Origin of the sequence: Microvirga aerophila (assembly GCF_003332305.1) — a bacterium.
Taxonomy (GTDB): Bacteria; Pseudomonadota; Alphaproteobacteria; order Rhizobiales; family Beijerinckiaceae; genus Microvirga; species Microvirga aerophila.
In genome coordinates, this window is record NZ_QOIO01000089.1 from 1 (window position 1) to 12,382 (window position 12,382).

General features: G+C 61.5%; 17 protein-coding genes and 1 pseudogene. 9 read left to right on the forward strand and 9 right to left on the reverse strand.

Annotation, left to right across the window (positions count from 1 at the left end):
- The 3 genes and pseudogenes from DRB19_RS26995 to DRB19_RS27005 all read left to right on the forward strand — a co-directional run.
- Window positions 1-391 (forward strand): IS30 family transposase (locus DRB19_RS26995; protein WP_114189088.1); only part of this gene is annotated, 391 nt, incomplete at its 5' end.
- 12 nt (window positions 392-403) lie between these two features.
- Window positions 404-1,271, forward strand: a pseudogene (locus DRB19_RS27000) (IS3 family transposase); the annotation flags it as partial.
- A 111-nt stretch (window positions 1,272-1,382) separates the two neighbouring features.
- Window positions 1,383-1,607: a WGR domain-containing protein gene (locus DRB19_RS27005; protein WP_245439850.1), complete on the forward strand. Its 225-nt coding sequence runs from the start codon at window positions 1,383-1,385 to the stop codon at window positions 1,605-1,607.
- Here DRB19_RS27005 and DRB19_RS27010 read toward each other — a convergent pair.
- Window positions 1,604-2,074, reverse strand: coding sequence for a DUF6894 family protein (locus DRB19_RS27010; protein ID WP_162815902.1), 471 nt, complete (start codon window positions 2,072-2,074; stop codon window positions 1,604-1,606). The genes DRB19_RS27005 and DRB19_RS27010 overlap by 4 nt on opposite strands.
- A gap of 252 nt (window positions 2,075-2,326) precedes the next feature.
- Here DRB19_RS27010 and DRB19_RS27015 point away from each other — a divergent pair, with 252 nt between their 5' ends.
- From DRB19_RS27015 to DRB19_RS30390, 5 genes are all read left to right on the forward strand, one after another.
- A complete protein-coding gene (locus DRB19_RS27015; RefSeq protein ID WP_147022800.1) occupies window positions 2,327-2,506 on the forward strand; it encodes a hypothetical protein in 180 nt (59 codons plus the stop codon).
- Window positions 2,507-2,651: 145 nt separating this feature from the next.
- Window positions 2,652-2,807: a hypothetical protein gene (locus tag DRB19_RS30385; protein ID WP_162815903.1), complete on the forward strand. Its 156-nt coding sequence runs from the start codon at window positions 2,652-2,654 to the stop codon at window positions 2,805-2,807.
- Window positions 2,808-3,106: 299 nt separating this feature from the next.
- Window positions 3,107-3,337 carry a hypothetical protein gene (locus DRB19_RS27020; protein WP_245439851.1) on the forward strand — a complete coding sequence of 77 codons (231 nt, stop codon included), beginning with the start codon at window positions 3,107-3,109 and terminating at the stop codon, window positions 3,335-3,337.
- A 51-nt stretch (window positions 3,338-3,388) separates the two neighbouring features.
- A complete protein-coding gene (locus DRB19_RS27025; RefSeq protein WP_114189092.1) occupies window positions 3,389-3,946 on the forward strand; it encodes a glutelin in 558 nt (185 codons plus the stop codon).
- The gene (locus DRB19_RS30390; RefSeq protein WP_162815904.1) at window positions 3,943-4,119 is read left to right on the forward strand and encodes a hypothetical protein; all 177 of its coding nucleotides are present in this window, start codon (window positions 3,943-3,945) and stop codon (window positions 4,117-4,119) included. Before DRB19_RS27025 ends, DRB19_RS30390 begins: the two co-directional genes overlap by 4 nt.
- 31 nt (window positions 4,120-4,150) lie before the next feature.
- On the opposite strand, the gene DRB19_RS27030 is transcribed toward DRB19_RS30390, so the two are convergent.
- The 6 genes from DRB19_RS27030 to DRB19_RS27055 form a co-directional block, all read right to left on the reverse strand.
- On the reverse strand, window positions 4,151-4,456 hold the full coding sequence (locus DRB19_RS27030) for a hypothetical protein (protein ID WP_114189093.1): 306 nt from the start codon (window positions 4,454-4,456) through the stop codon (window positions 4,151-4,153).
- Window positions 4,457-4,870: 414 nt separating this feature from the next.
- On the reverse strand, window positions 4,871-5,659 hold the full coding sequence (locus tag DRB19_RS27035; RefSeq protein ID WP_114189094.1) for a hypothetical protein: 789 nt from the start codon (window positions 5,657-5,659) through the stop codon (window positions 4,871-4,873).
- A 267-nt stretch (window positions 5,660-5,926) separates the two neighbouring features.
- Entirely contained in the window at window positions 5,927-6,196 is a 270-nt protein-coding gene (locus DRB19_RS27040; RefSeq protein WP_245439852.1) for a hypothetical protein, read from the reverse strand.
- A 10-nt stretch (window positions 6,197-6,206) separates the two neighbouring features.
- Window positions 6,207-7,277 carry an HAD family hydrolase gene (locus DRB19_RS27045; protein ID WP_114189095.1) on the reverse strand — a complete coding sequence of 357 codons (1,071 nt, stop codon included), beginning with the start codon at window positions 7,275-7,277 and terminating at the stop codon, window positions 6,207-6,209.
- Window positions 7,278-7,357: 80 nt separating this feature from the next.
- A complete protein-coding gene (locus DRB19_RS27050; protein ID WP_114189096.1) occupies window positions 7,358-7,642 on the reverse strand; it encodes a hypothetical protein in 285 nt (94 codons plus the stop codon).
- A gap of 155 nt (window positions 7,643-7,797) precedes the next feature.
- Complete coding sequence (locus tag DRB19_RS27055) at window positions 7,798-9,519, reverse strand: alkyl/aryl-sulfatase (RefSeq protein ID WP_245439853.1); 1,722 nt, start codon at window positions 9,517-9,519, stop codon at window positions 7,798-7,800.
- Window positions 9,520-9,549: 30 nt separating this feature from the next.
- Here DRB19_RS27055 and DRB19_RS31395 point away from each other — a divergent pair, with 30 nt between their 5' ends.
- Window positions 9,550-9,852 (forward strand): hypothetical protein, encoded by a 303-nt coding sequence (locus DRB19_RS31395; protein WP_245439854.1) that lies wholly within the window; start codon window positions 9,550-9,552, stop codon window positions 9,850-9,852.
- A 275-nt stretch (window positions 9,853-10,127) separates the two neighbouring features.
- On the opposite strand, the gene DRB19_RS27060 is transcribed toward DRB19_RS31395, so the two are convergent.
- Together DRB19_RS27060 and DRB19_RS27065 are read right to left on the reverse strand one after the other, a co-directional pair.
- Window positions 10,128-10,502 carry an Ig-like domain-containing protein gene (locus DRB19_RS27060; protein WP_114189098.1) on the reverse strand — a complete coding sequence of 125 codons (375 nt, stop codon included), beginning with the start codon at window positions 10,500-10,502 and terminating at the stop codon, window positions 10,128-10,130.
- A 109-nt stretch (window positions 10,503-10,611) separates the two neighbouring features.
- Window positions 10,612-12,267, reverse strand: coding sequence for an arylsulfatase (locus DRB19_RS27065; protein ID WP_114189100.1), 1,656 nt, complete (start codon window positions 12,265-12,267; stop codon window positions 10,612-10,614).
- Window positions 12,268-12,382 lie beyond the last annotated feature (115 nt).

Below are 12,382 nucleotides of genomic sequence, written 5' to 3' on the forward strand. Positions count from 1 at the left end.
ATCCCGGTTCGTGCTGCTCGTTCGAGTTGACGGCAAAGACAGCGAGAGCGTGGTGAAGGCTCTTGTGCGGCAGGTTCGACGTCTGCCTCAAGGATTGATGGCATCGCTGCCCTGGGATCGTGGGATGGAGCTTGCCTATCACAAGCGCTTCAGCGTCGCGACTGACGTTGAGGTCTACTTCTGCGATCCCCAAAGCCCGTGGCAGCGGGGAAGCAACGAGAACACCAATGGCTTGCTGCGGCAGTACTTCCCGAAGGGTTCAGACCTGTCCGCCTATAGCCAAAGCGACTTGGATGCGGTTGCGCTCCGGCTTAATACCCGGCCAAGAAAAACCCTTGGCTTTCAAACCCCAGGAGCTACCCTGGCCAAAGCTGTTGCGCTCATCACTTGAACCCACCACCGCTTTTTTCGCCAAGGAGGGAAGTCGATGAGGTTCATGTTCATCGATGCGGCGAAAGCGGAATTCCCCATCCAGCAACTGTGCCAAGTTCTTGAGGTGAGCCAGAGCGGGTACTTTGCCTGGCGAAGTCGTCCAGCCTGTCAGCGTCAGCGCGACGATCTGGTGCTGCTCGCCCATGTCCGGTCCGCCTTTAGAGAGTCGAATGGCACCTATGGCAGCCCACGCATGACGCGCGAACTCCAAAATTAGGGCCTGCCAATCGGACGCCGTCGGACGGCCCGACTGATGCGCGAGAATGGGCTCAAGGCCCGGCAGAAGCGCCGCTTCAAACGCACCACCGACAGCCATCGGGCCCAACCTGATCGAGCAGGACTTCTCGGCCGAGCGCCCGAACCAGACATGGAACGCGGATATCTCCTACGTGTGGACAGGTGAGGGTTGGCTCTACCTGGCCGTGGTCCTCGACCTCTTCGCCCGGCGGGTGGTCGGCTGGGCAGTGAGTGACCGGCTGCACAAGGAGCTGGCGCTCGAGGCGCTGCGCAAGGCTCTGGCGATCCGAAGACTTGGTGAGGGGCTGACCCATCACGCGGACCGCGGCAGTCAATATTGCTCGATCGAGTATCAGGCCGAGTTGCGAAAGCACGCCATCGGGATCTCGATGTCCAGGAAAGGGAATTGTTATGATAATTCGGTGGTCGAGACCTTTTTCAAGACCTTGAAGTCCGAGCTGGTCTGGCGCACCGTGTTCCAGACCCGAGCTGAGGCCAAGGCGGCAATTGGTCGTTACATTGACGGGTTCTACAATCCCGTCCAGCGTCATTCGACCCTGGATTATGTCAGTCCGGTTCAATTCGAAAGGCTGGCCGGATAGCTACAAAGCCGCTCTCCACTACACCGAAGCAAATCCACTTTGGTTCTGAGCCGAAGGTGGGGACAGGCTCCTGCAGGACGATCGCCGCTCGCGGATCAAGCACCACCTCTGGTGCTGCACCGGATCGACCCGGAGCAGGGCGCCCAACGCTTCTACAGCCTCATGATCGAGCGCGACCTGTTCGGGGCCATCCGTCTCGTGGGCCACTGGGCCCGGATCGGCACCAACGGCCAAGAATTGGTGGAGGTGTTCACCAGCGAGATCGAGGCCGGTGCGGCGCCTGAGGCGCTAGCCGCTGCAAAGAGCATCGGCGCGGGTATCGGGATCTATGACTAAGACAGCAGGGTTCCAGGAGGCGCTTCCTTGAAGCAGGGGCAAAGGTGCTTCTCGCAGCCAAATTCGTCTTCAATCAGGACTTCAGACGCCTTTTGCTCAGCGCACCGGGTCTCAACCATCTCCCATACGAGGAATTCCGCCGAGGACTGTTGTGCGAAGCCTCCAACAAACTCATCGTTGCAATAAATCAGCCAGCCGAGATTGCTGCCGACAATTCTGTAAGTGGCGTGAGATGGCGTCAGATCTTGAGAGAATGGCAGGCGGAAAACCACCTTGCCGGTATCATTCTCGACCTCAACGGCATAGTCCTGTGGATCATGGCCTCTGGCTGTGAACACCTGTTTGAGGTCTCGGGCACCCAGCACCACGGCATGGCAGGCAGTCTCCACATCCGGGTAATCGAGGCCGGACTGGTCGTAACTCATACCTCCATCTTTGCAGCGGATGTGAAGGTAGAAGCGAGGCATGGTGTCCCCCAGAGCTACCCAGTAGACGGCTGAAATAAGGCCTTTGTGGCGGAGCAGCTCCAGCACCAATGGGGCATAATACTGGTATGCAGCTGAACAGAATGTGGCGCGAAACCCTCTCATTAAGAAGATGTGAGAGGGCAGCGTATTGTCTCACTTGCTCCGTAGGCCAGATTGACCCGATGGGACAGCAACCTTGAGGGTCTGATGCCTAAACCGAATGGCCAAGTATCCCGATGGGCGGAAACAGAGGTGGCAAAGCACACCCCCCCCGAAAACATTCGGCAACGCCTCGCCTATGAGGAAAAGCAGATCCGCGCCTTAGCGGGCACCGGTTCCGGCCGGGACATGGAGAAGGCTCGGGAGGCTCATCAGGAGTTAATCCAGGTTCTGTCGGAGCGCCTCTCACGCGCAGGAAAGCAGTCTCCGTAATTCGCGGAACGCGCAGTGTGCAATGACCGAAACCGCGCAGAAGTTGATGCCAAGAGGCCTGTCGCTTCGCCCGACTGAGTAGCGGAGAGCATGATCCGCAGCGCGATGGCAGCGCTCATCCTGGCGGAGGAGATTGAACGACCTCATGACGATACCGATCCGTCGTGCCGCCCTGGCCGGCACCGCCGGCGCCGCCCGGCCTTCTCAGGCGCAGGCCGAGGAGATCCGAATGATCTGCCCGGACGGTCTCGATGCGGCCTGCAACATCCCGAGCCCGCTTCGAGCGGATACAAGGTCTTGAACCGTCCAAATCCTGGACCGTGCCAGCCTCCCTGTGTCGGTCAGGTCGGTGTCCTGTTCTGTCAAGCTAGGCGCCTGCTTCCGTGCGAGGCTGTTGGCACGGCGGAGTCATTCCTGCCACGTTCCCCGGCTGCCTGGAGAGAAGCAATGCAATTCCCATCGATAGTAACGCTTGGCGCGATCAGCCTCGTCCTGGCCGCGTGCCAGACCCCGCAACAGTAGGTCCAGAGCAAGGAAAACCTGCTGGCGGCAGCCGGCTTCACGCTTCAGCCGGCCAATTCGCCGACGCGGATTGCCGCCATGAACAAGCTCCCGCCGAACAAGTTCGTCCGCCAGACGTCGGGCGGGACTGTGGTCTACGTCTACGCCGATCCTGCCGGGTGCCAGTGCGTCTATTTTGGCGACCAGACGGCGTGGTCGAACTATCGGGACGCCGTCTTTGCCAAGCAACTGGCCAATGAGCAGCAGATGACCGCGATGATGAACCAGGACGCCTTCGATTTCGGACCGTGGGGCCCTGGCTTCTGGTAGGTCGTTCCCCGCGCTCGGATGCGTTGAGATCCCACCTGGCGTGGGGACGACATGGGACGAACCATCGACAATGATGTGCCGAAGGACGAGGTGATGACCGTCAGATCTGTCTTGCTTCTGGTACTGGCCTGCGGAGCCGGGCTCACGGGCCCGATCATGCGACCGGCCGATGCCGCAGCCTTCACCTGCCCAGAGACCGTGACGTCGGATGCGCCAAGGAATGCTTCTCCCCCGAGTGATCTTTACTCGGGGGCGAATGATGTCACGGCCCGCAATCGTCTCAATGAGCTCATGGCTGACCTCCGCAAAGGTGGCAATAAACCTACTCTGATCGTCGACCACCTGGTCGGTGCCTATTGCCCGCTGGTCGCAAACGACGGCAGACTCTCGGATAAGCAAAAGGCTGACCGGGTTCGGCGGTTCGCACGGCAGGTGACAGGACTCGCCTATGGACCGTCAGGCCAGGATGAGTTGGATGTTCTTGTCGAAGTGCCCTTGGTGCCAACGCTGCTTGGCCAGGTTGACCAAGCGGCAGGGCAGGGCAGGGCTGGGCTGTCCCGGGATGCATGGATCGATCGGGCGATCAAGCAACAGTTGACGGTGCCATGATGCCGGAACTCAACGACATCGAAGAGCTCTGGCACGATCTGAAGCGGCATCATCGCGCTCACCAGACTTTCGCAGGTCCAGACAACTTGTACGATGCCATCCACGAGGCGGTCCTGATGCTCAATCGCGAACGAGATCGCCATCCGTTGGCCAACCGCCGGATCGCTGCTTAGAGTGTGAGGCGGGCGGTGGCCCGCCTCTTCTTCATTGGCAGGAGATGGTCGCCCGCGGGCAGGTGGCGACGTATTGGGTCGTCGGGCAGTAGGTCTGCACGAAGCTCTCGCCCATGATGCAGGTGAGGTGGACGCGGTAGCCGCGGGCCGAGACGTCCCCGCGGTGGAGAACGGAATATCCAAGCTCCTGGTCCGCAAGCCGGACGATAGGACGCTCGACCGACTGGGTCCGGTACACATTCGTTGGACCCCGGGTCATGGGCGTCAGGTCGGCGGCTTGAGCCATCGGACCGAGAGAGGCGGCCGCAAGCACGATCAAGAGGCAGGGCGTGTTCATAGGCATCTCAAGGGTTTTTAGGCTTTGCCATTCGGACAATATCGGGCGGGCTTCAAAAATTCAGCCTCGATGGAATCACAGTCAGCATCCGTTGGCCACCCCGCTGAAACCTGCTTAGTAGCACGGGGCTACGGGTAACAGCCGCATTGGCCGTATCCGTGAGAATAGGGGGACGCTGCGGCTGCACCCAATGCGGCTCCGGCTGCAAGGCCAGCCGCTGCCGCTCGGGACTGATCGCCGGTGCGAACCCTTCGGGGGCCCGCGTAGCGCCATACCCCATCTCAAGCCAGGTCCCGACAAGCCAGGATCCTGGTCGCTTACATGGCTCACCGTCGGCGCCTTCTCGATTCGGCCGAGAACCTTGTCGGAGTCGTGGCTTGTCGAATCCCGTGTCCGCGGAAAGACCCTCAATCACTAGCACGGGGAATATGGGTAATAACCGCACTGATTCGGTACGACGTAGGAGTCGTAGGCCGCTCCCATCGCAGCTCCAGCGGCAAGGCCAGCCGCCGCCCCGGCACCCGCCCCATACCAGGCGCCACGATAGACGGGAGCATGCCAATAGCGGCCACCGGCCCACGCGCCGCCGCGGTACCCGCCAAAGCGGGCGGCGTCGAAGCCACCAGCGTGGAAACCTCCGAACCCGCCCGCATGGAAGCCACCAAAGCCGCCCGCGTGGAATCCGCCACCGCCGAAGCCGCCGAAATGGTCGATGAACAGCGCAGCCGGTCCGCTCGATCCGGCTAGGTTCCCTTCCAGCACGACAACATCGAAGGTCAGGTTCCCGCCTTCGAGCTTCGGCGCTTTCAGCGTCACCACGGCGTCACTGACCTTCGAGCCATCGCCTCCCAGAACGGACACGGTGGCGTTGGGCGGATCCTTGGCGAAGCTGTCCTTGCCTTCGTCCCACTGCATGATGAACTGCTCGGTCATTACGTGACCCGCCGCCCGCACGGGCCGATCGGCGAACACGACCGAACTCGGCGCCACTCCGGCCAAGGTCAGCTTGCCGCCCTCCAGCTTCGCGCTCGCCGCGTTGAGCACAGCAAGCGATGGGACCGGCCCTGTTGGCGTGGTCCGGCCAATGGTTTTCTCGAGCGGCACATGAGGTTTGGTCGTCGCGTCCTGGGACAACGCGACGCCTGGCACGAGCAACAGGCCGCCGATGAGGATGAGGTCGGACGCGCAGCGTTTCATGGGCATGGTTCATCTCCTTATTAGGACCTGCGTCGAACGCAAAGTCAGTCGGACGGGTCCTGCTCGCCGGCAGGACCGTTATCGGTGTCGTCTGCTTGCCTGTCCGCTCGGATGCGGTGCGTCTGGAGGACTCTCGCAGCATCCGGCTTGAGGCAAGGACGCTATGTACGCTTCGACAGTTTGCACAAACGAACAGATTATGCTTGACCGAAAGGGTCATCCGGTTGACAGATGAGGTCACTGCCGCCGCGGGTCGGCGCCGTCGATCGTCTATCAATCAAGCTTCTCGATCCAGGCTGCCATGTCGGGCGTGAGACGCATCCGGTAGGATGCATTGCTACACCTCAGGTTCCACACAACCTCATCCGGTTTCGAAAGCTGGGCGTCCCGTTGCGCCGTCACAGGCTCATCGCAGCGATGACCCTGCAACCGCAGTTGTGCCGCAAGGGTATCCGGCGGCGTCGCCTGTGCCCAAGCCATGCGGTCGCCGGATACGAGGAATGCAACGGCGAATGGCGCGACGAGAAGTCCATACCACACCATGAGCAGAACCCTATTCGAACGCGAAGATGCGCTTCCAGTCGTTCTTCATACTGATCACCGACCATCCGTCCTTCCTGGCCTCGCCATAGAGCGCCGCCGTGAGGGCGCCGACCTTGGTGTCGGGCAGGCCTGCGGCCGGACCGTAGGCGTATTCGCGGGTAACATCATCGTGCAGAACCAACATTTTGAGCCGGGCGCCGGCACCCGCACCGGTCCATTCCAGCATCTCGCGGTCGCCATTCGAGTTGCCGAAGGCCGCATGGGGCCGGCGGCCGATCATCAGGTGAATCCCTTCAGGCTTGCCGGCGTTGTTATCGTTGAGCAGCAGCTTCGGCTCCTTGGTCAGAAACGGCTTGCCGTCCTTGCCATAGCCGAACTTCGTCGCGCCCGCAGTTCCGACCACCTGCTCGGGCGGGATGCCGTAGATGCGTTCCGAGTAGATGCGCACGAAATCCTGGCCGCCGCCGGTCACGATGTAGGTCTTGTAGCCGTTGTCGCGCAGGTGGCGCAGGACTTCGAGCATCGGCTGATACACCAACTCGGTGTAGGGACGCTGCCAACGCGGATGCCGGGCCGTTTCGAGCCACTTCATGGCCTCGGCGTTGAAGTCCTCCACCGTCATGCCGGTCAGCGTCGCGGCGAGAATCGTTTCGAGATCCCGCATCGAGAGTTTCGCCATCGCCGCACGATTGCCGGAGAGAACGGTTTTGAAGGGCTCGGCATTCCTGAGTTCCGGCCGCTTCGCCACCACCGCCGGGACGCGATCGAGGCAGTAGACCACCTGCGAGTACATCGGATGCTCGACCCACAGCGTTCCGTCCTGGTCGAAGGTTGCGCTGCGCTCCTCCGGACGGACGTAGCTCTGGCTGGCTTGGTCAGTGGTGGCACGCACGAAGTCGAGGATGGCCTGCTTCGCTGCCCCATCGTTCCAGGACGGCAACGGGCCGTCCGCGGCTGTCGCCTCCGCTGCTGCCTGCGCCGCCGCGGGGATGGGTCGAAGCAGCCCGGGCAGGACGGGAAGCACGGCCAATGTCGAGAGCATGACGCGACGGCTGATGCCGGACGGTTCGATCGGATCCATGTTCGATCCCTTTCAGTTGCACGCGAGACCCTGGTTGAGGAGCACGAGGGGAGAGATTGTCAGTTCCCGCGAACCCGGCGTCAGAAGTCGTCGGAGCCGTCCTTGCAGCGGTAGCCGATGAAGCATTGCGGATTGTTGGAACTCGGCACCCACGCCGGCTCCGGGAACTGGTCGACCAGACACTGTGCGCCGCTCCTGACGAAGCGGGCATAGGTCGAAGGGCTGGTATCGAGGACAACCGCTCCTTCCCGCATAACGAGCTGACGATTGGCGCCGCAGGTCCGCTGCGATGTAGGCGGTCCAACCTGCGCGGTCGCTGCTGTCGCCGCCACGGTAAGTGCAAGGAATGTCAACACGCTTCTCATCACCGCTTCCTCCTCTATGCTCAAAAGGGTTATGCATCGATCCAACGAGTAGGACTTGGTCATCGCTCATCTTCTCCAAAGACGAGGCCCGAGATGAGTGAACCACGAAGCCAACGCTCCGCATGGCCTCAGATTCAGTCAGAACCGACGTCGCTCTAGGGTCCCTCGTAGTAGGTCGCATCGTCCTGCAAAGGTTCGGCCTTCGGAGTCGGTACGGCCTCCTTCTTCGTGCCCGGCAGAACCTCGAACCAGTTGTCGAACTTGACCATGGTGGAGCCAAGCTGCGCGAGCACCTGTGGATTGCCTTCCAGTTTGGCCTTACCGGCCGCGACCTTTTCTGCCAGCTTCGCCGTCCCGATCATCACGTCCTCGAGCTCTCTGCGATCGATCGTGATCGTCAGATCGGCATCGCTGGCCTGATGACCGGCGATTGTCGTCAGCGTGGCATTGCTCATCTCGGTGACGAACCTCTCGCCGTTGTCAGGCGTCGAGATATTGATCTTGAACTTCATGCCCTCGGCCTTGCGGCTATCCATCTGGATCCCGAGGTAATTGAGGAACAGCTCGGTGCTCGTTCCGCGCACAAAGTCCGGACTGCCCGCTTTTGCAGCCTTCACGGCGATGACACCATCACGGAGTTCTTTGGCGCCGGCCAGGAAGCTGTTGCGGAGGCTCGGGCTCTCGAACTGATAGCCCATCTGCTCGTAGGTGTCCGCGAGAAGGTCTTTTGCGCCTTGGTTGCCCGGTTCCGCGTAGACCAGCTTGTTGAGGATCTCCGTGGCAAGGCGATATTCGCCCTGATCGTGCAGTTCCCGGCCCTTCGCCATCACCTTCCCGGCACCGCCCATCATCTCGATGTAAAGTGGCGCCGAATCCTCCGGCGACAGCGGGACCAGTGTTGCCGGATTCAAGTCCCAGAAGCCGAGATAGCGCTGGATCACGGCACGGCTGTTATGCAGGTAGGAGCCGTGATAACCGCGGTCGTACCAGAGTTCTTGCAGGCTTTTGGGCGGCTCGTAGACGTTGTGAATCTGGTTGATCGTCACACCAGTGTTTGCCAAGTGCAGCACCTGATTGTTCAGGTTCGCATACATGTCGCGTTGTCCGCGCATCACCTCGGCGATCCGCTCCTTTCCCCAACGCGGCCAACTGTGCGATGCGAACATTACATCGGCCTGATCCCCGAACCGATACAGCGCCTCGTTGATGTATTGCGACCAGGCCAGGGCATCACGCACTGGCGCTCCCCGCAGCGTTAGGATATTGTGCAGGCTGCTGACGATGTTCTCCGCAGCCCAGAATGCCTTGAAGTCAGGAAACCAGGTATTCATCTCCGCAGGGGCTTCGGTGCCTGGGGTGTTCTGAAAAACCATTCGCACCCCGTCGATGGTCATTTCCTCGAACGGCTGGTCGATGCTTTTTGTTGGGGGCAGGATACCGACTTCCCCACTGGCGGCCGCCTTGCCGATCGACGCATCGACCTGACCGTAGGGGCTCGGCGGCACGACGTCGCCATACGTATAGCTCTTGCGACGGGTCATCGCGTTGCCGGCATAGAGGTTCTCGGCGATTGACTCGGTGATGAAGCCCTTCGGAGCGATGATCTGCACCTTCCCGGCAGCGAGTGCAGCGTCGTCGACCACGCCTCGAATGCCGCCGAAATGGTCAGCGTGAGAGTGGGAGATGATCACCGCCACGACAGGGCGCTCGCCGAGCCTCTCGTTGATGAACCTGAGGGCAGCCCGCGATGTCTCCTTGACCGTCAGCGGATCGATCACGATCCAGCCGGTATTGCCCCGGACAAACGAGATGTTCGCGAGGTCGAACCCGCGCACCTGGTAGATGCCCGGCACGACCTCGAACAGGCCATACTCCATATTGAGCAGCGCCTGACGTTGCAGGGATGGATGGATGCTGTCGAACTCCTTCCCGCCCAGGAGGAAGTCCCAGTTGCCGATATCCCAGGCGACCCCGCCCTCGTCATTCATGATCTTGCGGTAGGATGGTGCGGCAATGAAGCCACGTTTCGCTTCCTGGAAGTCCTGCTTGTCGGCAAGGGGCAAAATGCGTCGCTGCTGTTGTTGAGCCTCGACCGTGTACCGCGAGGGCATCTTTCCCTTGGGACTGAAATGTTGTGGCTCCTGGGCAACCGATGCCCCTGCGAGTACTCCAGCGAGAATTGCACCAAGCACGAAAGACAAAAGCCTTAACGATCCAGTCATGTTCTGCCCTCTGCTTCTCGATCGAATGAGATACGCTCCTCGATCGAATGAGATACGCTCGAAGGGATCAGAGCGCACGTTGAACGGCATCGGCGCAGTACGGGATTGCTGGCCATAAGAGCCCCAGGTTCCTCATCGTTCGCATTCCCGTACCCTTCGATGGCCGTGACGGTGAAAAGAGCGGTGGCGCTCTCGCGTGGCGGGTCGCATCCCCGCGGACGCCGGGGGCTTGCGACCCCGGCGTCTCCTGTCGGAGCCTGCGGCTACTTGACGTTCACCTTGTAGCTGAGCACAGACGTGCCCGGCTTCTCGTCGATGCTCTTGCCCTGGACGGTGATCGCAAAACTGTCGGCACCGCGGTAACCCGCAGCGGGCACATACGTCCACGTATCCTTGTCGACCATCGTTAAGGTCCCGTGCTGTGGCCGCTGGCTGATCTCCGAACTGGTGAGCGAACCACGGGGACGGATGTCGGACATGCATCCCTGGGCTTGGACGTCGAGGTCGGCAGTCCCGTTGGCCCCCATGATGGGATTGTTGCCCGCGATGACGCACATGCTCTGTGGAGCCTGGGCAAGGGCCGGGCCGGTGAATAGGAACGCCAACGGGAGTGCTGCGATCGATACTAGCGGTTTCATGATGGTCTCCTCTCGATAGTCCTTTGCGTGGGATCGATGTCTGCCCCCAGTCGAGGCCCGCAGGTCTTCGTGATGTGCGACCTGCGGGTCATCCTAGCTTGCGTTCGGGTCACTGACCCGGATGGGATTGCGGCTTCTTGAGCTGCTCCATCACCTGCTCGAGGTTGTAGCTCGCCGGGTCCTGCATCGGCGGGAACTGCCTGTAAGTTTCGAGCTCCCTCAGCCAGAGCGCCTGGCCGATCGGCAGCATGTTCCAGTCGTAGACGTAGGCCGTGGCCGGTCCTGCGAGTGCGCCCGCCATGCTGAAGAGCGTCTTCGCCTGCTCTCCGATCGAAGTTTCGAAGGGATCGCGTTTGATGTTGACGACCTGGGTCCAGTGATAGGGGACGACGCCGGTGAGGAACCCGGTCGGCGCATCGGACACCATCGCGAAGTAGATCTTCCAGTTCTTGTAGCGCACCGCAGACGGATCCTTGCCCGAGTAATAGAAGAAGGTGTCGCGCGCCGACTTGTCCGATCTCCCTTCCAGATAATCGCGCTGGTTCACGCCATCGAGCGTGGTCTTGACGATCCCGGGATACTCGCCCCTCTCGATCCGGGCCTTCAGCTCATTGCCCTTAGGGCCGCCGGCGATGTCGATGAGGGTCGGCAACCAGTCGAGGGATGCGAAGATGTCGTTCTTGACCGTTCCTGGCTCGATGTGACCCGGCCAACGCACGACCAACGGGGCACGCATGCCGCCCTCCCAGGTGGACAGCTTGCCACCCTTGAACGGGGTGGTGCCGCCGTCGGGGAAGGTAATCGTCTCGGCCCCGTTGTCGGTGGTGAACACGACGATCGTGTTGTCGAGTTCGCCCATCTCCTCAAGCTTCTTCAACACATAGCCGATGTTGTCGTCCATCTGCTTCATGCCGGCTTCGTTGACGCCCCAGTCCTTGCCGCCGGGCTCGCCCACCATTCCCATGTATTTGTCGTTCAGCATGGTCGTGACGTGCATGCGCGCGGGATTGTACCAGGCGAAGAACGGCTTCTTGGTCTTCTCGGGATCGTTGCGGTCGAGGAAGTCGATGAGCTTGGCCGAGATCTCTTCGTCGACGGTCTTCGAGCGCTCGAGCGTCAATGGCCCTTCATCCTTGCAGGTCTGGTTCGCGGCCGTGCCGTCGGACGATCTGCACCACATGACCGGCCGCGGCGGCGTCAGGCAGGTGGTGGTCCTGGGATCGACCGCCGCGGGATCCTGGGGCAGCCCGGGGATCGGCGTATTCCGGCAGGGCGGCGCGACCGTCTGCTGGGTCGGCGTCTTGTTGATGTCGGGGAAGCTCACCCCCTGCATGGCGTCGAGGTGGTAGAGATAGCCCCAGAACTCCTGGAACCCGTGTGCCGTCGGCAGCGCATCGGTGTGGTCGCCGAGGTGGTTCTTGCCGAACTCTCCAGTGTTGTAGCCAAGGTCGAGCAGGAACTTGGCGATCGCGGGCGTGCCAGGGCGCAGATAGGACGGGCTGCCGGGCAGTTGTGGCGGGATCATGCCGGTCCTGAGCGGATGCATGCCGGTGAAGAAGGCGTTGCGACCCGCCGTGCAACTCTGCTCGGCGTAATAGGTCGTGAACTTCGCACCTTCCCGGCCAATGCGATCGATGTTCGGGGTTTCGCCGACCATCAGGCCCTGGTGGTAGATGCTCGGCTGCATCCAGCCGATGTCGTCACCCATGATGAACAGGATGTTAGGCTTCTGCTGCGGGGCCTGCGCAATGGCCGGAGCGGCCATTGCTGCCGAGACCAGGGCCGTGGCTCCGATCAGGGCCACCTTGGCTCGCATGCGCCGGAGGCGGAATCGTCCGCCGGGCGTTTGTGAGGACGCACGATCACTGGTCATGGGCTCT

Coding starts and splice junctions, on each gene's coding strand:
- DRB19_RS27010 (WP_162815902.1), bottom strand. CDS start 2,074: ATGCCTCGCTTCTACCTTCACATCCGCTGCAAAGATGGAGGTATGAGT.
- DRB19_RS27035 (WP_114189094.1), bottom strand. CDS start 5,659: ATGCCCATGAAACGCTGCGCGTCCGACCTCATCCTCATCGGCGGCCTG.
- DRB19_RS27040 (WP_245439852.1), bottom strand. CDS start 6,196: ATGGTGTGGTATGGACTTCTCGTCGCGCCATTCGCCGTTGCATTCCTC.
- DRB19_RS27065 (WP_114189100.1), bottom strand. CDS start 12,267: ATGGCCGCTCCGGCCATTGCGCAGGCCCCGCAGCAGAAGCCTAACATC.
- DRB19_RS30390 (WP_162815904.1), top strand. CDS start 3,943: ATGATGCCGGAACTCAACGACATCGAAGAGCTCTGGCACGATCTGAAG.
- DRB19_RS27055 (WP_245439853.1), bottom strand. CDS start 9,519: ATGGAGTATGGCCTGTTCGAGGTCGTGCCGGGCATCTACCAGGTGCGC.
- DRB19_RS31395 (WP_245439854.1), top strand. CDS start 9,550: ATGGATGCTGTCGAACTCCTTCCCGCCCAGGAGGAAGTCCCAGTTGCC.
- DRB19_RS27045 (WP_114189095.1), bottom strand. CDS start 7,277: ATGGATCCGATCGAACCGTCCGGCATCAGCCGTCGCGTCATGCTCTCG.
- DRB19_RS27050 (WP_114189096.1), bottom strand. CDS start 7,642: ATGAGAAGCGTGTTGACATTCCTTGCACTTACCGTGGCGGCGACAGCA.
- DRB19_RS27020 (WP_245439851.1), top strand. CDS start 3,107: ATGAACAAGCTCCCGCCGAACAAGTTCGTCCGCCAGACGTCGGGCGGG.
- DRB19_RS30385 (WP_162815903.1), top strand. CDS start 2,652: ATGACGATACCGATCCGTCGTGCCGCCCTGGCCGGCACCGCCGGCGCC.
- DRB19_RS27030 (WP_114189093.1), bottom strand. CDS start 4,456: ATGAACACGCCCTGCCTCTTGATCGTGCTTGCGGCCGCCTCTCTCGGT.
- DRB19_RS27025 (WP_114189092.1), top strand. CDS start 3,389: ATGGGACGAACCATCGACAATGATGTGCCGAAGGACGAGGTGATGACC.
- DRB19_RS27060 (WP_114189098.1), bottom strand. CDS start 10,502: ATGAAACCGCTAGTATCGATCGCAGCACTCCCGTTGGCGTTCCTATTC.